Origin of the sequence: Acinetobacter sp. WU_MDCI_Abxe161 (assembly GCF_025514355.1) — a bacterium.
Taxonomy (GTDB): Bacteria; Pseudomonadota; Gammaproteobacteria; order Pseudomonadales; family Moraxellaceae; genus Acinetobacter; species Acinetobacter pittii_E.
In genome coordinates this window covers 25,121-43,047 of sequence record NZ_JAHPTU010000018.1, presented here as the reverse complement: position 1 = coordinate 43,047, position 17,927 = coordinate 25,121, and the positions used below count along the sequence as shown (strand labels likewise).

The window sequence follows — 17,927 nt, the reverse complement described above, 5'->3', positions numbered from 1 at the left end:
TTAGTCTATTACTAAACAACTTAATAAATAAAGGTATTTGAAACTATTAAGTTCTCTAAGGTATCATGCTTATCAGTAAGCAAAATTAATTCTTGCGAATGATACGTAGATTGACTAGCCCCATCTCTATCAACTGAAATAATTAGCCCCGCCTCAGTATCTTTTACCGAAATATAATCTTGAAGATTTCCACTTTCATTTATAAGCAATTGAGACAAATCAATTTTATCATCCTCTACGAGATTAAAATCAGTCCACTCACTCTTAACATTTCCACCTAAATTATCTGTATTATCGAGAATATTAAAAACCACAGTATCTGCACCATCTCCGAGAATATAAGAGAAAGTTTGATTTGCTATGCTTGTCTCAATTACGTCATTACCAGTTGTACCCAGTACAGTTTTGGCAATATATTGCTCAATTTGTGCCTTATCCCAGACTGTTCCATCGTCAAATACAATAGATGATAATTGTCCCTCACCAAAATGAATGCTGGCAGTTGAATCATTGAACGTAATAACTCTATCCGCACTAGCCTGTTTTAAAATAATTTCATCAGCTGAAACTGATTTTAAATAAAGTATATTTTGTTCATTGTTATTATCTAGGATATGAACATAACTTAATGACCCTAGTAATGCTTTATCTACAATATAGGTATCATTACCAGCTTCGCCAATTAATCCTGTATATACATTCGCGGAATTGCCACCATAAATGAGTGTATCATTCCCTGAACCACCGTATAGATGATCAGAACCCGTATTCGATATTAATGTGTCATCGCCACTACTACCATACAGATAGTCATTCTGCACACCACCTTGGATCGTATCATTGCCTTCTAAACCATAAATTACGGAATAATTAGCATCTGCCTGTAAACGATCATCAGCCTCTGTACCCAATAATTTACCAATAATATTGGCTTCAATTTGTGCCTTATCCCAGACTGTTCCATCGTCAAATATAATAGATGATAATTGTCCCTCACCAAAATGAATGCTGGCAGTTGAATCATTGAACGTAATAACTCTATCCGCACTAGCCTGTTTTAAAATAATTTCATCAGCTGAAACTGATTTTAAATAAAGTATATTTTGTTCATTGTTATTATCTAGGATATGAACATAACTTAATGACCCTAGTAATGCTTTATCTACAATATAGGTATCATTACCAGTTTCACCAATTAATCCTGTATATACATTCGCGGAATTGCCACCATAAATGAGTGTATCATTCCCTGAACCACCGTATAAATGATCAGAACCCGTATTCGATATTAATGTGTCATCGCCACTACCACCATATAGATAGTCATTTCCTGTAGATCCTTTAATAATTTGAGTAAATGTAGGGTCTGTTGGCTTGTAAGTTCCTGATACAGTATTAATTATAGTAGTTAGTGGTTGAGAACTATTCCCAGCTTGATCTGTAGCAGTTACCCTATATTCTACATTTAACCAATCGAATTTTTCCTCAATATTTACGTGAACCCAAGCACCATTAATTTTTTGCTCAACAGCATAACTATCACTTGGCGCATTAAAAATAATTTTATCTGTACTCACATCATAATTAAACAAATTAGCCAATATAGGTGCCGTAGTATCGGGTGCATTTATATTAATTGAACTTTCATTACCTTTAGCATCCGCAGCAATTACTTTTAATACTTCACCATCTTCGTAAACTATATTCAAAATTACATTGTAATACCCAGATGCATCAGCTATTGCCGAACCGATTACATCACCTGCAGTATTTTTAACAATTATTGTGGCATTTGCTTCAGTTGTACCTTGTACTGATTGCCCTTCAGCCCATCCACCTTGAATAGTTGGTTGATGCAAAATTGGTGGCGTACTATCTGGTGCAATAACCTCTTTCGCTTCAGTTTTATTATCCGATTGATCTGCTGCCGTTACGCTTAAGCTTTCGCCATTTAAGTAAGCTTTATCAAGAGTAATAGAATAATTTCCTGCCTCATCTGCATTAGCTGTGCCTACAACTTTTGTTTCGTAATGGTCTACTTCTAAAATAGTTTTTGGCACTTCTTGCGTTACATTTACATTTATAACGGGGACCATTGAACTAGAATAATTTACTGTCAAAGTATAGGTTCCAGATGCTAATACTGAACCTTGTGCTAGATCAATACTGTAATTTCCGTTTCCAGCTTGAGAGATACTACCAGTTAGACTTGTATTTAAACTCGCACCAGAAAGAGTTGAGCTATAACTACCAGAAAGTGAATTAGTCGAAGAGCTCAAATTTAAAGAAACATGTGCATTTGTACCTGTAACTTCGAAAGAATATGTTTTCGATAAATAATTTGACTGTACTGTCTCATTCAAAACAGATTGGGTTTCTAAAACAGTTACTTCTTTATAAATAGCAGTTACTTGTTCTACTGTCACTCTTGCACCTACTTCGGTCACACCCGCAACCACTTTACCTGCAGCATCTATAATTGCAGTTAAACTTGATGGTGCCGTGGTATCCAGTGCATTAATGGTTTTCGGCGCTGTAGCATTACCAGATTGATCTGATGCTGTAGCACTTAAGCTTTCTCCATTTAAATATGCTTTATCTAGGGTAACTGAATATTTACCTGTGGAATCAGCAGTAGCTGTACCGATTATGGTTCCTGCAGTATTTTTAATTGTTACAACAGCATTCGCTTCGGTCACACCCGTAACCACTTTACCTGCTGTATCAATCGTTGCAGTTAAGCTTGAAGGTGCCGTGGTATCTGGTGCAACAATGGTTTTCGGCGCTGTAGCATTACCAGATTTGTCCGCAGCCATTGCACTTAAGCTTTCACCATTTACATAAGCCTTATCTAGGGTAATCGAGTATTTACCTGTGGCATCTGCAGTAGCTGTACCAACGACAGTTCCTACAGCATTCTTAACTGTTACAACAGCATTCGCTTCAGTTACACCTGCAACCACTTTACCTGCAGTATCAATCGTTGCAGTCAGACTTGAAGGTGCTGTAGTGTCTGGTGCAACTATTGTTTTTGGTGCGGTAGCATTACCAGATTTGTCCGCAGCCGTTGCACTTAAGCTTTCACCATTTACATAAGCCTTATCTAGCGTAATTGAGTATTTACCTGTGGCATCTGCAGTACCTGTACCAACGACAGTTCCTACAGCATTCTTAACTGTTACAACAGTATTCGCTTCGGTCACACCTGCAACCACTTTACCTGCTGTATCAATCGTTGCAGTTAAGCTTGAAGGTGCCGTGGTATCTGGTGCAACAATGGTTTTCGGCGCTGTAGCATTACCAGATTTGTCCGCAGCCATTGCACTTAAGCTTTCACCATTTACATAAGCCTTATCTAGGGTAATCGAGTATTTACCTGTGGCATCAGCTGTGCCTGTACCAACGACAGCTCCTACAGCATTCTTAACTGTTACAACAGCATTGGCTTCAGTTACACCTGCAACCACTTTACCTGCCGTATCAATCGTTGCAGTTAAGCTTGAAGGTGCAGTAGTGTCTGGTGCAACAATGGTTTTCGGCGCTGTGGCATTACCAGATTTGTCCGCAGCCGTTGCACTTAAGCTTTCACCATTTAAATATGCTTTATCTAGGGTAACTGAATATTTACCTGTGGCATCAGCAGTAGCTGTACCGATTATGGTTCCTACAGCATTCTTAACTGTTACAACAGCATTCGGTTCGGTCACACCCGCAACTACTTTACCGGCAGTATCAATCGTTGCAGTCAGACTTGATGGTGCCGTGGTATCTGGTGCAATAATTATTTTCGCGGCTGTAGCATTACCCGATTTGTCCACTGCAGTGGCACTTAAGCTTTCACCATTTAAATAAGCCTTATCTAGCGTAATTGAATATTTACCAGTGGCATCTGCTGTAGCTGTACCAACGCCAGTTCCTACAGCATTCTTAACTGTTACAACAGCATTTGCTTCAGTTACACCAGCAACAACTTTACCTGCGGTATCAATCGTTGCAGTCAGACTTGATGGTGCAGTTTTATCATCAGCCAAAATTGTTTGAATTGTTGATTTATTACCAGCTAAATCTTCGGCAGAAATAGTAAGTTTTTCACCATTTAAATAAGCTTTATCTAGTATGATTGTATATTTTCCATCATTATCAGACTTTGAAGTTCCAATAATTTTTCCATATGAATCTTTGACGGTGACAGTTGAATTAGCCTCTGTCAAACCTGTAATAGTTTTACCGTTAGAAGAAATAGCATGTACTAAATTAGGGGCTGTAATATCAGAAGCAACAATCTCTTGTTTCAAGGTACTATTGCCAGCAGCATCTTGAGCAGAAACTTTTAGTGTTTCACCATTAATATAGGCTTTATCCAAATTAATTAAGTATGCCCCATCTGCTCCAGCTTTGGCAGAACCGATTACTTTACCAACTGAGTTTTCAACTATAACAGTTGCTCCAGCTTCTGTTAAACCACTTACCGTTTTACCATCTTTAGACAATATTTTAGTTAAACTCGCTGGAGGAGTCTGATCAGAAGGTGTTGAAATATCACTGCTGCTACTTGATGCCGCTACCGCAATACCACCAAGTGCAATCGCAGCACCACCCCATAACATTGCTTGTGAATCCCATAAACTCTTTTCTTTTAGAACCTCTTCCTTTTCAGCTTCCTCATCAGCCTCAGAATTATTTTCTACTTGTTGCCTAGAAACTTGCTCCACAGGTTGAGTATTAGGAGCAACACTATATGATTCAGCTTGAATTACCTCACCACTCTTAAGAGTAATTTCAAAACCATTTCCCGTATCTTTTACGCTTTTAATATTACTTGCATCTAAAGTAATTTTTTGACCATTTTTAATAAAAGTAAGTATATTTTGCATTTTTGTAAAACACCTATTTATAACGCAAAAAATTTACCACAAAAAATAATAAAAACCATAAAAATTCATAATAATAATTTTATTATTTGATATATTTTCTATTAACTCTACAACTATATAGCATACGCTTTTGCTTAATTACTCACAAAGGCAAAAACCACAATATTATTTTAAAAACTTTTATGGAAATGCTTGAGAAGCGGGTGCTTAACAGCTAAAACGATCTGAATTTTATTATCAATTAACTTAAAGACAAAAAACTTCCCGAAGGAAGTTTTAAGAAAAACCTAGTCATGCATGCAATTATTTTAAGTTTTAGCAATTCCCTTTTTTTGCTTGTCCAGGAGGACAGAAACGGCCATGACTACCACCATCATGATAACCACCATCAATCAAGCGACCATCTGGATCGATCACAACGCTTCCTTCACGTGTATGAACAGCTCAAGCTGTTAAATTCAATCCACTTAATACAGTCAAAATCAATAAAATATTTTTCATAATTCACTCCCTTTTCTATTTAAAAATAGAATGGGCTGAAGCTTTTTACAACTAAGGATTTGTTATCAATACCTTATAAATACCAGCAAAGTATAGGCATTCAAGGAATAGCCGATGCTTGATTTATGGAGTAATGACTCGCTTCCTAACGTTAGTGAACCAACTTTTGAAGCTTAATGGGGAAATCTCTATTAAGCTGCATAAAAAATTAATTAATTGTTATTTCATAATGAAAATTATCGGCTAGACCATAAGACTCACGGTATTCGACTGCTACACCTTCAAGATTCTTTGCAATACGGCATACCTTAACTAAAGGGTCTTCAAGATTATTATTTAGATAGCTGTCTTTAATATTTTTCTCAAAAGTTAACCGTTCTGTCGCAGAAGAAACAAACTGACCGCAGTGCTGATAATAAAATGGATAAAGCAAGTTACCAAAATCAGCGATTGGAATTTCTTCCAGATTTTTAAATAAGCGTTCAGGCAGCCAGATTCTCTCGCTTAAAACAACGACTTCTTCATGTTTTCGGACACGCTCGATATAAAGTAACTTTTCAGTAAGCCCAAGTCCCAGCTCGGCATTTACTTCCGATATTGCATCACACACTTCTACTTTTTTGATTTGGCCTTGAGGCTGAATGAACTCGCCTTTTTTATTGCGTAATCTAAAAAAACGAATAAGCGAATTTTCAAAATTAGGTTGTTTTAGGAAAGTTCCTTTTCCTTGCTGTTTAACTAATAAGCCGTCTTCAACCAGTCCTTCAACCGCCTTTCTAACGGTTCCTACCGATACGCTATACATTTGCGCAAGTTCTTGTTCACTTGGAATAGGCTCTTCAACTGTCCATTTTGACTGAATCAGTAGTTTTTGAAGTTCCCAACGGACCTTTTCATATCTTGGCAATTTAAAATTTTTAAATGCAGTCTCATCAAGCATTTGTGTTAAACATTATGAAATCGATTTGACAATATTAGCATAGTTCTGTGTAATACAAAAAACCAAACATATACATGTTTAGATGTTTATATATTTATCAAGGAAGATAATATGACTGCATTGATGCTAATGGCTTTAGCCGTATCGATAGGTTTAGGTTATAAAACGAAAATTAATATCGGATTTTTTACGATAGCGTTTGCCTACCTGATTGGTTGCTTTGGCATGGGACTTAAACCGTCCGAAGTTATTGAATTATGGCCTGTCAAAATTTTCTTTATTATTTTATCTGTCACTCTGTTTTATAACTTTGCTTTGGCAAATGGCGCATTAGAAAAGCTTGCCAGCCATCTTTTATATAAGTGCCGTAAGTTTCCTCAGTTTTTACCTCTAGCAATTTTTTTCGCAGCAACCATTATTGCAGGCCTCGGCGCAGGTTTTTATACGGTGCTTGCTTTTATGGCACCGATTACCCTGCTGCTGTGTAAAAAAACCAATATGAATATGATTATTGGTGGGATGGCTGCAAATTACGGCGCTTTAGCGGGCGCAAATTTTATGACATCGCAGAGTGGCATTATTTTTCGAAGCTTAATGGAAAATACAGGCATTAGCTCACAAACAGCTTTTTCATATAGCAGTGGCATTTTTATTTTAACTTTAATTATTCCAATTGCAGTGTTGGGCATTTATACCCTCTGGAATAGAAAAAGTAATTCTATTGTGATTGAAGATCAAAAGCCTGAGCCATTCGACAAAAAACAGAAACAATCTATCTTCCTTATTATTTTAATGATGTCGATTGTTTTAGTTTTTCCAATCTTGCACCTTGTATTTCCAGATGTAAAAACCATCAGCTTTTTAAACTCCAAAATTGATATTGCCTTCCTTGCTATTACCTTCTCGCTCATTAGTTTACTTATGAAACTTGCTGATGAGAAAAAGGTCATCGCACTTGTGCCTTGGGGAACACTGATCATGATTTGCGGTGTTGGCATGCTCATCGCATTAGGTGTGAAACTTGGCATTATTACGACCCTATCTGAATGGTTAGCAAACAATGTTCCTGTGTGGGTCATTCCAGTATTGTTATGTCTGATCAGTGCCATTATGTCTGTATTTTCAAGCACTCTAGGCGTAGTTGCTCCTACCTTATTCCCAATTGTTCCAGCACTTGCACTTACATCTGGGCTAAATCCGCTAGTGCTGTTTATTTGTATTGTGGTTGGCGCTCAGTCTACGGCGATTTCACCTTTCTCGTCTGGCGGTAGTCTCATTATGGCTTCAGCGCCAGCAGATATCGACAAAACCAAATTCTTTAATCAACTGTTATTTAAAGCAATTCCTGTAGGAGTCATTGCTGCTTTAATCGCTATTTTCGCTTTAAAATTCGTAATGTGAGATGAAAATGAACTGTATAGATACACATGCACATGTTTTTTCGACTCAGGACCACAGTATCGAAACAGCACGGTACGCACCTGATTACGATGCAACTGTACAAAGCTTTGTCTCTCATCTTGATCAACACAATTTCACGCATGGCGTTTTAGTCCAACCCAGCTTTTTGGGTACAAATAACCAAACAATGTTAAATGCAATTCAGCAATACCCTGACCGTTTAAAAGGGATCGCCGTTGTTCAACATACGACGACTTTTGATGAGCTATTGCAACTTAAAGAACAAGGCATCGTCGGTATTCGCTTAAATCTATTCGGTCTTAACCCACCTTCGCTAAATATGCCTGAATGGCAAAAGTTTTTACGAAATGTGGAAAGTCTCAACTGGCAAGTTGAATTGCACGCTCCACCAAAATATCTGGTCCAGCTTTTACCACAACTGGGTGACTATAGTTTTAATGTCGTGATTGACCATTTTGGCCGGGTTGACCCAGTTAAAGGGATTGAAGATCCAGATTATCAGAAGTTTCTAAGCTTACTTAACGTAAAACAGCATTGGATTAAGGTGTCTGGTTTCTACCGTTTAGGTACTACGCCTAACAACATAAATATAGCCCAGAAGGCATATAACATTTTCAAAGAAAAAGGTTTTTTACAAAAACTCATTTGGGGAAGCGATTGGCCGCATACCCAACATGAATCTTCAATAACTTATGAGGACGCATTTAAAACTTTTAAACAGATTGTGTTTGATAAACACGAGCAATGTTTAATTTTAAATCAGAACCCGACCGAGCTGTTTGATTTCTCACGTACATAAGGAGTATGTATGAAAAATGATATATCTATATCGGAAGTAGAAAAGTCAACGATCCGTAAACTTTCTTTTCGTATTCTTCCCTTTCTCATTCTTTGTTATTTCATCGCTTATATTGATCGGGTGAATATTGGATTCGCCGCTTTAACCATGAACCAAGAAATTGGTTTAACTGCTACCGCGTTTGGCTTTGGTGCGACATTATTCTTTATTGCCTACGTTATATTTGAAATTCCCAGCAACATGGCAATGGAAAAGCTGGGGGCACGTATCTGGATTGCCAGAATCATGATTACTTGGGGAATTGTAGGTTGCTGTACAGCCTTTATTACCGGCCCCATTTCTTATTCAATTTCACGCTTTTTACTCGGCGCTGCCGAAGCTGGTTTTTTCCCAGGCGTATTACTATATTTAACGCTCTGGTTCCCTAAACGATATATGGCACGAATTGTTGCCGTATTTATGGTTGCCATTCCTTTATCTAACTTTATTGGTTCGCCTTTATCTGCTTTATTGTTAGGTTTACATGGTTTACTGGGTTTAAGTGGATGGCAAGTGCTTTTAATTCTTGAAGCATTACCGGCAATTCTTCTTGGTTTGTTGTGTCTCGTATGGCTACCTAACAATGCAAATAATGTTAAATGGTTAAGTAAAGAAGAAAAGGAATGGCTCTCAAACACCTTAACTTTTGAAAAAAACCAGTTGTTAAATTCTGAAAAACAAGACAGTGCTGAGCAGAAAAAGAGTAAGTTTAAGCTTCTTATTACCAATAAATATTTATGGTTCTTCGCAATTATTTATGCAGGAAGCTCAGCAACCAGCAATATTTTATCGTTATGGATGCCTCAAATTTTAAAAGCCTTCCATCTAACTGCCATGGAAACAGGACTCTTAAATATGATTCCTTTTGGCTTAGCTGCAGTGTTCATGATTGTTTGGGGCGTACATGCCGATAAAAGTGGCAATAAGAGCTTGAATACAGCGATTCCATTATTTGTAACCAGTTTTGGTTTACTCCTTACTATTTTTACATCGTCTTTAACCTTGAGTTTAGTTTTATTCTCTATCGTTTTGATGGGTAACTACGCAATCAAAGGGCCTTTCTGGGCGTTAGTTTCTGAACGCTTACCACCGACTCTGGTTGCTGTAGGCATTGCAGCGGTCAACACCATTGCACATATTGGTACGGGCCTCATGAACTCTATTATGGGCATTGTGAAAGATTATTCAGGTAGCTTCCCTATTTCTCTTTTACCGTTATGTATGCTGACATTTACAGGTGCCATGATCGCGCTGTATTTGGGAAGAAAACCATCGTTACCAAAAGCACAGAAGGTTCAAAATGTGATTTAAGCTTTAAGAGTTAGAAACGCACTAGCTCATATAGCGAAAAAGAGACCAGTTCACTGGTCTTTTTTTATTTATAACACCCATATTGAAAATCGCTCATTAAAAAACCCACCGAAGTGAGTCATTTATATTCTATATAATAGCTGTTGCCATCGGAACTATTGAAAACCATATTTAAAGTAGGATAAATAAATTCACCTTTTACCAAAATATATTCAACGGTAGCTCTCTGAACTTTAGATGAATGATTGATTTTATTAGTCTTTACTTCTGTATAGTTTGCCTGTGCTCTTATTTCTTTTCCTTGAAAATCAATAATTGTAATGTCTTTTAGCATTAAAATGCTCCAATTTAATCGGACATATTATGCGTAACGAAACTTTTATACTATCAATATTTTGTAGGCAATTAGATCGAATTAATTTTTAAAAATTTATGCATTCTGAGAAGAATGATCAACCTGATCTTAACAACAAATAATTTATTATTAACAATACCTTGGAAGTTAATTTTTACGACTCTGCTATTACTAAGAATAAATTAAAAAAGAGCACCTCAGTGCTCTCTCATCCTTATTGATTTTTATATAAGGCAAAATTTATGGCCCTATCATATGCCTGTTCCTGTAACTCCGTATATACATAGAAATGCTGTTCTGCCTTGGTAACAGGATTAATAAGTTTCATTGGTTCATAACTATGAGTATTTAAATCATTGGGATCAACATCAAAAGCTTCTAATTGCTGCTCTCTCCACTCTCCACTTAGTACACCACCTACACAAAGCCATTTCGTTGTATTGTCTGACATATCTAATCCTTATTTTTGGAGGTGTTCACATACCATATCACGCCGACCTTTAAGCCGTATTATTTTTTTCATGACAAAAATTGGTCACCTAATTTTGCGACTTCACTCTGTGGTTAATTCCCATGTTGTTCAGGGTCCTAAATGATTTAGCTCTATTTGAAGCTAAAAAATTAAATTAAAAAACCGCACCAGAGGCGGTTGCTGTAATATTTTCAGCAGTATATAGAAGTATGATGCACACACTTCCATATGCTTCTCATGAAGATATTTTTGTTTTTTTAAGGTAATCCTCAGATTTAAAATAATTTATTATCATTTCAACACTTTCTTCTTTTTGTGGGGTGGTTGGTACAGATTTAATATCTTTATTAAATTCAAAACCTTTTGGTATCATCTGAGATATAGGAGGAAGTTTTGGCTTTCCACCGATTGTTATTCTTTCAATAAAGCCTGCTAGCCACAAAATGAACTCATCTTCATTTTGAAACCTAGGCATAATAGACAGATCAATTTTGACTTCACACTCAGCTAATGGTTTTGAGAGGCACTCTTCAAAATTGATAAAATTATGTTTAAGTTTAAACTCAGTACCTTTAATAGCTTTACGGATTTCACTGATTAGACAATTTAAATTCTCAACTGTATTTTCAGTATATAACTTATCATTTTTTATTTTTTTATATACTTTATCTGCGATAGCTAAATACCTTGGCATCTCCATCTCCTTATCGTTATGAGATTCAAAAGTCTTTTTACGCTCAGATCCCTCTTTATGAAATTATGATAAATTTAACGTCAAAAAATGAAACAATAATATGATCAAATGTAAACACTATAATTGCTATGTAAATATAGCTTTTAATACCCTTTGAGAATTAAGGTTTTTTATAATTGACTAACAATATAGTTGGTGAAGATCTAATCTCAACTCTTCAATGAAGATTCTATTTGAATTTTACGCTTAATATCTTTCTCCTCATCCGTATAGGTTAGTGTTTGTTCATCCCTTTTTTTCCTTAATTTTCCAATTTCTGAGTCAATCTTTGCGGTAATTAAAGATTCTTCTTCATCTTCCTCATTAGGAATGTAGCCAATTCTTGTTTTCATACTTTGACACTCCTGTTTTAATGCATTGTTAGTTCAGTACAACTAAATAAACAAGTGTCTTAAGGTGTCTTTTCTAAAAAGAAATTCTAAAATCCATAACAACAAAAAAGCCCATCTTCCGATGAGCTTCTTATTTAATTAAGATTATTAAATGCATTAGGCTTTAAATTCAGCTAATACAAAGTTTTTTACTATTTCATCGAAGTTTGGGTTCAGAAGAGTTGGCTTGCTATTTTTTATAGTTTTATACCAATAACTCGCTGCAACTCCCATGCTAATCAAAGCTAACAATTTCATTGCTCACCTCACTTATTGGGAAGAGTGGATTTTAAATTATCATCCACATTTGTAGCGTTCCAACTCGTTTTAGAGAGGTTTCTGTATATATTTTAAGCAATGTGTAATAAAAAAGGCCCATATCTTGGTGAGCTTTTTCTGATGCCAATAGTGCAATTTACTTATACTTCATCCAATTAAAATCACCCATTAAAAAACCCACCGAAGTGGGTTATTTGTACTCTATATAATAGCTTAAGATAAATTAACACCCGTTAGTATTAAAAAAAACCGCCCCAGAAGGCGGTCGCTGAACTTAAGTCAGCTAGATATAGAAGTAAAGTGGTCAATTACTTCTATATTTCCTAATAGGATAATTTATTATTTTTAAGATAATCATTTGATTTAAAATAACTTACTATTAATTGAGCATTATAATCCAGTAAATATACTTGAGGGTTTGACAGCGACTTCTTTCCTCTAGGGATTTTAAAGTTTGAAAATATAAAATTGGAAAATGGTGGAAATTTAGGTTTTCCCCCTACTGTAATTCTTTCTATAAAACTTGCTAGCCACAAAATATATTCACCTTTATTTTCATAGGCAGGCATAAGGCTAATATCTAGCTTAACTACACATTGCTGTGAAGGTTTAGTTAAACATTCTTCGAAGTCAATGAAATTATATTTAAGTTTACAGGGTGTATCTTTTATCTCGGCACGTATCATACTCATCAAGCAATTCAAATGCTCTAAAGGGTCCTTAGAGAATAATTTGCCTATCTCAAGCTTTCTATAGATTTTCTCAGCAAGGGTTAGAAATAATGACATTTTTACTCTCCTTTTTTGATTTGTTTAACTTACTTCGTTAATCAAATCATTAAGAAAGTATGAAGGATAAGTTATTGCAATAGGCAAGACTCTTGTGGTTGAAAAGTAACCAATAAGTGACTTGTGAAACTTTTCCCTATAAATATCTACATTTATTCATAAATAATTAAATTTATTAATTTTTTTAATAGAACTACGAAATACTTTGAAATAGTTTCTGGAAAAATATAATTTCTTATTAAGGGTCTGACTGGTCCTGAAGATTTTCAGCACTGTCATTTATTTGGTTACATGCTACGGCTGCATGTACTAAGGGAGCCAACTTATTTAACAATTCAATTAAGCTAGGCATGTTATCAGCAACAAAATAATCAACCTTAGCCCCTACCGGACAATATTCGATTAAATATCTTGGAAGTTTAGAAGCATTCTGCAATTCATACACTTCAATTGGATTCCCAAGTATTGAATCATCTATTTGATAGACGCCATACCTTCCGGCATATCCCAGTGCTTCTATAGCCGTAGCGACTTCCTTCTCATTATGTAAAGTAATATATTCTGCAAGGAAGTTATACTCTTGAGTCCATCCCTTTTTAAAGTGATATCCCCATATTTCATTCATCTCAAACCTCATAAACTTAAAAAAGTTATAATGACCGAGAAGATAAAATTTAGCAGAGTTTACTGTGATATTCAGTTGCGAGATAGTGTAGTTTTATTAGCATATAAAAATCTCCTATTTTTGTGATGCTTTTCCTAATATCAATAATAATCAATATTCAATAAATTCATGTAAAGCATTAGCAGAATATTTGAAGTGGTTTTTTAAATATTTTTAATGCCTCATGTCTAGTTTTTTGTGTATATTTTTTTGGCATGCCTGCTATTTCTTTAAGCATTAAGATTATTTCATCAGAAATATACTCGGATTTTTTACTCAATAGGTTTAGAGCTAATATTGTCCAATATTCTGAAGTACTATCAGATAGAGCAAAAATAAGTATTTCTCTAATTTGTTCAAGAGAATAGACTTCAACTATATTCTCAACTTCTTTATTTTCAAGTATTAATAAACCTTCCCTCACATCTTGCATTAAAATCCTCTCAATTATTTGTTTAGTTTTCATGGTCTACAGTTATAACTTTAAATTAATCTCTAACTTTTAATTAGTAAAATTTAGAATTAAGCATTATCAAATGTTACCCCAAAAAACCTCTCCACCACCACATCCCTTTCCTCCAAACTGTTTGAGCTTAAAATCTGAAACATCAAGCCATCAATAAGATTTAAAATCATGTCCGCATTTGGTTTTAATGCATGAGTTTCCAAACTAAAAACCAGATCAAAAAGTTCTCGGAGCAGCCATTTTCTATACTCAATTGCCATACGGTAGGCCTGCGGGTAAATCTGTTTAATTTCAAAAATGGCTTTCAGTAATAGATGGTACAGGCTATTAAAATTGACATGTAAAACAATAATCTCTTTGAGCTTATCGCTTGAAGTTCGGTAACGGCTTGAGTAGATAATTGCCAGCACTTCTTCTTTAAGTTTGCTTTTTTGAAAGGATATGCACGTTTCAATAAGGCGTTCTTTTGAATGAAAGTAGTTATAAAAAGTACCTTTAGGTATTTTGGATTTTTTAGCAATGAGGTCCACGCCCGCATTGTGAAATCCATAAAGATTGAACAGCTCTATTGCAGTATGAATAACCTGTAATTTTTTGGAAGATTTTTCTAAAGTTGGCATCGTTTTACCGTTATAAATAAATTCTTGTTGTATATAAATGAGATACTTTTTTGGGAGAAAAAAAGGCACAGCAAAGCCGTAAAGACTGTGCTTGGCACATCTCAAGTTTTATTGTTGCTAAGTTTTTAATCGAAATGATTTAAAGCCTAAAAAGCCTAACGGCGATCGAGCTGCTTTAAAGTGATTTAAGTTGTGTCGTTATAGACCTTGGCAATGTCTGCCAATAAATAATGAATGTGCATAGCCAACTCCTTCTTTTGGGAGTTCTGCCGAAACATTATAAATTATGGTGGCAGAACGGAAGCAGGTTGACGGACTGGTTCAACTCCAGCACACTCGAAAGTGTCCCACTCCCGTCCTACCGCTACGGGAGGGAACGAGATGTGCACACAAAACTATTCCTCAGAAGAAATAATCCTGATGTGGTTGAATTACGGTCCGTCAAAACCGACTGGCAATGTAGGCCAGCCCGCAAATGGTGATCTGCAATATTTAAGGTGTCAATGTGAAATTGGCTAGAAAACATTTAATTAATTATTGTTTTTCATTTAATTACATATTTAAGGGAAATCTTAAGTGTAAGTTGTACTAATTTATAGATTTATACTAATTGTGAAACAAAACCGTTCTATAGCCGTAAAGGAAACGGCTATAGATAATATTAAAACACTCACATTCCTCTCATTTTCATGACTTGATTTTACAGTTGCGAACCTTGTTCAGAAATATCCATATTCACCATCATATTTTTTAAAATTTTTTTAAAAATTAAGTGGTCACTTTCACTAAGACTCGCCTGAAATTTTTGATCAAATTCAGTTACCATTTTCCATACTTGCTCAAATGTCTCTTGGGATTGTGACGTCACTCTTAAATATAAAGCACGTTTATCATCAGGCGCGGGAAAACGCTCGACCCAACCACGTTGAACAAGCTGATTTATTGTTCGCCCTAACGCTGTTCTATCCGTTTGCGAATGGGCAATTAACTCACCCATCGGAACATCACCTTTAAAACTGTACAAAATACGTAGAGCACGCCACTCATGTAAAGTAATACCCTTCTGATTTAATAACGTACTCAAACGTTTCTCACGATAACGCACAATTTCTGTCATTAAATATAATGAGTCTTGGGGTAAACCAAGCCCTTGACTCATTTTTTGTTTAACGTTCGCGTCAGTAGCCATAACTCTCCCAATGCTCTACAACTTTATCTTTGATATGTTGAGGATATGAATATTTAAAAGAAGCTGTCTCGGCTCTGATTTGTCCCTTGAATTGTTCAGGGAAAAGACAATTAATCACTGCTTTGCCGCCACATCCCTTCTTTTTATCTTCCGCCGATAGATAAGGAACCATCGGAAATTCTCTCACATTAGGGAAAATAAAATGATCATTTTTAGGATGAGATCGAGTAGCAAGTGCCCAAACTACCTCATTAATATTGGTAATATCAATATCATTACTTACAAGTATTAACTTAGGAATTAAGTATCCTGGATGTGAATTAAAAACCACATTAGCAATGAGTTCTACAAAATCGGTAGCGTTTGTCTCCATTAAAGCCAATTTAGCAGTGTCTATTGAAATTACAGCCCAACATGTCGCTGCCTCATATGAGCACCATACGAAATCGACTGGTAAGCCTGCCTTCTGAGTGATTTCCAGCAGTTGTGCAGAGATCATTGTCCCCCAAATTGTATGATTTTCTTCAGGCGGTGTTCCAGCCACGCAAATGGGTAATATCGGATTATTACGGAAAGTAACAGCTTTAACATGGAAGATAGGTTGTTCATTTCCTTGATGGTGCTGGTAGCCATGATATTCCCCCATAGGACCTTCTAATGCTTTTTCTGTAAGGCTTATTTCTCCTTCTAAAATGATTTCTGCATGAGCAGGCACCCAAAGATTATTGGTCTCTGTTTTAATTAAAGGAATGCTTTTACCTAGCAAAGCACCAATATAGTCCGGCTCACTTACGCCAGCTGGTAAAGGCATTCCAGCGACAGCGACCGCAGCCGGTGGTGCACCTAAAACCATTGCCCACGGCGTTGGCTTACCTTGTTGCCGCCACATTTCACGGACGATTCCAATATGCTGAGTTGAAATTGCAGGACCCGTTAAGCGGTTTCGATCAACTAACATTAAGCGTCCAATGCCCCAACTGTTCCACTTTCCATCTGGTGATTGGACAACATGAAAACCATAGGTCCCAAAATATTTTCCGCCATCCTTTTCATGCAATAAAGGAACTGGAAACTGTTCTAGGTCAACTTCATCACCCAACCAAATATTTTCTTTAACTGGTCCAGTCGTACAATATTCAGGCTCTACAGGATCCGCTTTCACTGCGGCACGAATTTTATTAACAATATCTTTAGGAGTGCTATCCGAAGGTAAGCCAAAGTGTAAAGCAAGACGGGAGTATTCTTTACCGGGTGTTGCAACCATGCCGGCTGGCGCACCTAAAATCTTTGCTCCTGCCATTCCTTCACGAATATTACAAAATAACGGAGCTGGTAATTTTTCTTCATACACTCGACGAGTAATAGCAGCAACTTCTAAATGTGCAGATACTTCATGGTGAATTTCAACAAGATCTTTGCGTAGGGCTAATTCTTCTAAAAATTTTCGAAAATCTAATGCTGCTTCAAGTAAGTTCATGATTCAATTCCTTTTTCAATATTTTGTTTTTTATCTAACCCTTCCCAACGTTTTAATGAAGGATCATCAATATCAAACATATCTAATATTCTGCCCACGCCCTGATTAATGACATCGTCTAAGGTATAAGGCTGATGATAAAAAGCTGGCATTGCAGGAAAAATAATTGCTCCCGCCTTTGCAACAGTCAGCATATTTTCAAGATGAATGATACTAAGCGGAGTTTCACGAACCATAAGTACGAGCTTACGACGCTCTTTTAAAGCGACATCTGCTGTTCTTGTAATTAAGTTCTCAGCATAACCACTACTAATTCCTGCTAAAGTTTTCATACTACAAGGGGCTATCACGACCCCATCATAACGGTAAGATCCACTCGCTATTGGAGCCGACTGATCTGTATCTGAATAAATATAAGTTGCTAACTTTTGCAGATCTTTTAATGAATAATCAGTTTCTTGTTTTATTGTTACTTTTGCCCATTTACTCATCACTAAATGAGTTTCGATATTTAATTCAGCTAACTTTTCTAAAAGCCTAATACCGTAAACGACTCCAGTGGCGCCTGTAATACAAATTACTATACGTTTCATAAACCACCAAAAT

At 36.0% G+C, this 17,927-nt stretch carries 17 protein-coding genes and 2 pseudogenes; 4 read left to right on the top strand and 15 right to left on the bottom strand.

Annotated elements, in window-relative coordinates:
- Positions 1–20: 20 nt before the first annotated feature.
- Positions 21–4,874 (bottom strand): Ig-like domain-containing protein, encoded by a 4,854-nt coding sequence (locus KTI78_RS15980; RefSeq protein ID WP_262446705.1) that lies wholly within the window; start codon positions 4,872–4,874, stop codon positions 21–23.
- 116 nt (positions 4,875–4,990) lie between these two features.
- Here KTI78_RS15980 and KTI78_RS15975 point away from each other — a divergent pair.
- A pseudogene (locus tag KTI78_RS15975) lies at positions 4,991–5,092 on the top strand (LuxR family transcriptional regulator); the annotation flags it as partial.
- A gap of 97 nt (positions 5,093–5,189) precedes the next feature.
- Here the strand turns inward: KTI78_RS15975 and KTI78_RS15970 are convergent.
- Positions 5,190–5,375: pseudogene (locus KTI78_RS15970) on the bottom strand (hypothetical protein).
- Between the two features lie 208 nt (positions 5,376–5,583).
- Positions 5,584–6,315, bottom strand: a complete 732-nt coding sequence (locus KTI78_RS15965; protein WP_224991969.1) for a GntR family transcriptional regulator — start codon at positions 6,313–6,315, stop codon at positions 5,584–5,586.
- A gap of 111 nt (positions 6,316–6,426) precedes the next feature.
- On the opposite strand from KTI78_RS15965, the gene KTI78_RS15960 reads away from it, so the two are divergent.
- The 3 genes from KTI78_RS15960 to KTI78_RS15950 are packed head-to-tail and all read left to right on the top strand — an operon-like array spanning position 6,427 to position 9,886.
- Complete coding sequence (locus KTI78_RS15960) at positions 6,427–7,716, top strand: SLC13 family permease (protein ID WP_000126038.1); 1,290 nt, start codon at positions 6,427–6,429, stop codon at positions 7,714–7,716.
- A 7-nt stretch (positions 7,717–7,723) separates the two neighbouring features.
- The gene (locus tag KTI78_RS15955) at positions 7,724–8,536 is read left to right on the top strand and encodes an amidohydrolase family protein (RefSeq protein ID WP_262446704.1); all 813 of its coding nucleotides are present in this window, start codon (positions 7,724–7,726) and stop codon (positions 8,534–8,536) included.
- A 9-nt stretch (positions 8,537–8,545) separates the two neighbouring features.
- The gene (locus KTI78_RS15950; RefSeq protein ID WP_262446703.1) at positions 8,546–9,886 is read left to right on the top strand and encodes an MFS transporter; all 1,341 of its coding nucleotides are present in this window, start codon (positions 8,546–8,548) and stop codon (positions 9,884–9,886) included.
- 118 nt (positions 9,887–10,004) lie between these two features.
- Here KTI78_RS15950 and KTI78_RS15945 read toward each other — a convergent pair whose 3' ends face one another.
- From KTI78_RS15945 to KTI78_RS15890, 12 genes are all read right to left on the bottom strand, one after another.
- Positions 10,005–10,220: a hypothetical protein gene (locus KTI78_RS15945; protein WP_262446702.1), complete on the bottom strand. Its 216-nt coding sequence runs from the start codon at positions 10,218–10,220 to the stop codon at positions 10,005–10,007.
- A gap of 235 nt (positions 10,221–10,455) precedes the next feature.
- Positions 10,456–10,692: a hypothetical protein gene (locus KTI78_RS15940; protein ID WP_061875132.1), complete on the bottom strand. Its 237-nt coding sequence runs from the start codon at positions 10,690–10,692 to the stop codon at positions 10,456–10,458.
- Positions 10,693–10,948: 256 nt separating this feature from the next.
- A complete protein-coding gene (locus KTI78_RS15935; RefSeq protein ID WP_262446701.1) occupies positions 10,949–11,407 on the bottom strand; it encodes a hypothetical protein in 459 nt (152 codons plus the stop codon).
- A 209-nt stretch (positions 11,408–11,616) separates the two neighbouring features.
- On the bottom strand, positions 11,617–11,799 hold the full coding sequence (locus KTI78_RS15930; RefSeq protein ID WP_262446700.1) for a hypothetical protein: 183 nt from the start codon (positions 11,797–11,799) through the stop codon (positions 11,617–11,619).
- A gap of 156 nt (positions 11,800–11,955) precedes the next feature.
- A complete protein-coding gene (locus KTI78_RS15925; RefSeq protein ID WP_016145365.1) occupies positions 11,956–12,096 on the bottom strand; it encodes a hypothetical protein in 141 nt (46 codons plus the stop codon).
- A gap of 344 nt (positions 12,097–12,440) precedes the next feature.
- Positions 12,441–12,905 (bottom strand): hypothetical protein, encoded by a 465-nt coding sequence (locus KTI78_RS15920; protein ID WP_262446699.1) that lies wholly within the window; start codon positions 12,903–12,905, stop codon positions 12,441–12,443.
- A 238-nt stretch (positions 12,906–13,143) separates the two neighbouring features.
- Positions 13,144–13,530: a hypothetical protein gene (locus tag KTI78_RS15915; protein WP_262446698.1), complete on the bottom strand. Its 387-nt coding sequence runs from the start codon at positions 13,528–13,530 to the stop codon at positions 13,144–13,146.
- 178 nt (positions 13,531–13,708) lie between these two features.
- Entirely contained in the window at positions 13,709–14,035 is a 327-nt protein-coding gene (locus KTI78_RS15910; RefSeq protein ID WP_262446697.1) for a hypothetical protein, read from the bottom strand.
- A gap of 56 nt (positions 14,036–14,091) precedes the next feature.
- The gene (locus KTI78_RS15905) at positions 14,092–14,655 is read right to left on the bottom strand and encodes a TetR/AcrR family transcriptional regulator (RefSeq protein WP_262446696.1); all 564 of its coding nucleotides are present in this window, start codon (positions 14,653–14,655) and stop codon (positions 14,092–14,094) included.
- Positions 14,656–15,355: 700 nt separating this feature from the next.
- On the bottom strand, positions 15,356–15,844 hold the full coding sequence (locus KTI78_RS15900; protein WP_262446695.1) for a MarR family winged helix-turn-helix transcriptional regulator: 489 nt from the start codon (positions 15,842–15,844) through the stop codon (positions 15,356–15,358).
- On the bottom strand, positions 15,834–17,321 hold the full coding sequence (locus KTI78_RS15895) for a UbiD family decarboxylase (RefSeq protein WP_262446694.1): 1,488 nt from the start codon (positions 17,319–17,321) through the stop codon (positions 15,834–15,836). Before KTI78_RS15895 ends, KTI78_RS15900 begins: the two co-directional genes overlap by 11 nt.
- On the bottom strand, positions 17,318–17,914 hold the full coding sequence (locus tag KTI78_RS15890) for a UbiX family flavin prenyltransferase (protein ID WP_262446693.1): 597 nt from the start codon (positions 17,912–17,914) through the stop codon (positions 17,318–17,320). The genes KTI78_RS15895 and KTI78_RS15890 overlap by 4 nt, the downstream gene beginning before the upstream one ends.
- Between the last annotated feature and the right edge of the window lie 13 nt (positions 17,915–17,927).

Excerpts from the sequence above, each read along its gene's own strand:
- KTI78_RS15955 (WP_262446704.1), top strand. The coding sequence starts at position 7,724 with ATGAACTGTATAGATACACATGCACATGTTTTTTCGACTCAGGACCAC.
- KTI78_RS15910 (WP_262446697.1), bottom strand. The coding sequence starts at position 14,035 with ATGAAAACTAAACAAATAATTGAGAGGATTTTAATGCAAGATGTGAGG.
- KTI78_RS15940 (WP_061875132.1), bottom strand. The coding sequence starts at position 10,692 with ATGTCAGACAATACAACGAAATGGCTTTGTGTAGGTGGTGTACTAAGT.
- KTI78_RS15890 (WP_262446693.1), bottom strand. The coding sequence starts at position 17,914 with ATGAAACGTATAGTAATTTGTATTACAGGCGCCACTGGAGTCGTTTAC.
- KTI78_RS15945 (WP_262446702.1), bottom strand. The coding sequence starts at position 10,220 with ATGCTAAAAGACATTACAATTATTGATTTTCAAGGAAAAGAAATAAGA.
- KTI78_RS15965 (WP_224991969.1), bottom strand. The coding sequence starts at position 6,315 with ATGCTTGATGAGACTGCATTTAAAAATTTTAAATTGCCAAGATATGAA.
- KTI78_RS15950 (WP_262446703.1), top strand. The coding sequence starts at position 8,546 with ATGAAAAATGATATATCTATATCGGAAGTAGAAAAGTCAACGATCCGT.
- KTI78_RS15905 (WP_262446696.1), bottom strand. The coding sequence starts at position 14,655 with ATGCCAACTTTAGAAAAATCTTCCAAAAAATTACAGGTTATTCATACT.
- KTI78_RS15915 (WP_262446698.1), bottom strand. The coding sequence starts at position 13,530 with ATGAATGAAATATGGGGATATCACTTTAAAAAGGGATGGACTCAAGAG.
- KTI78_RS15930 (WP_262446700.1), bottom strand. The coding sequence starts at position 11,799 with ATGAAAACAAGAATTGGCTACATTCCTAATGAGGAAGATGAAGAAGAA.
- KTI78_RS15960 (WP_000126038.1), top strand. The coding sequence starts at position 6,427 with ATGACTGCATTGATGCTAATGGCTTTAGCCGTATCGATAGGTTTAGGT.
- KTI78_RS15935 (WP_262446701.1), bottom strand. The coding sequence starts at position 11,407 with ATGCCAAGGTATTTAGCTATCGCAGATAAAGTATATAAAAAAATAAAA.
- KTI78_RS15980 (WP_262446705.1), bottom strand. The coding sequence starts at position 4,874 with ATGCAAAATATACTTACTTTTATTAAAAATGGTCAAAAAATTACTTTA.
- KTI78_RS15900 (WP_262446695.1), bottom strand. The coding sequence starts at position 15,844 with ATGGCTACTGACGCGAACGTTAAACAAAAAATGAGTCAAGGGCTTGGT.
- KTI78_RS15925 (WP_016145365.1), bottom strand. The coding sequence starts at position 12,096 with ATGAAATTGTTAGCTTTGATTAGCATGGGAGTTGCAGCGAGTTATTGG.
- KTI78_RS15895 (WP_262446694.1), bottom strand. The coding sequence starts at position 17,321 with ATGAACTTACTTGAAGCAGCATTAGATTTTCGAAAATTTTTAGAAGAA.
- KTI78_RS15920 (WP_262446699.1), bottom strand. The coding sequence starts at position 12,905 with ATGTCATTATTTCTAACCCTTGCTGAGAAAATCTATAGAAAGCTTGAG.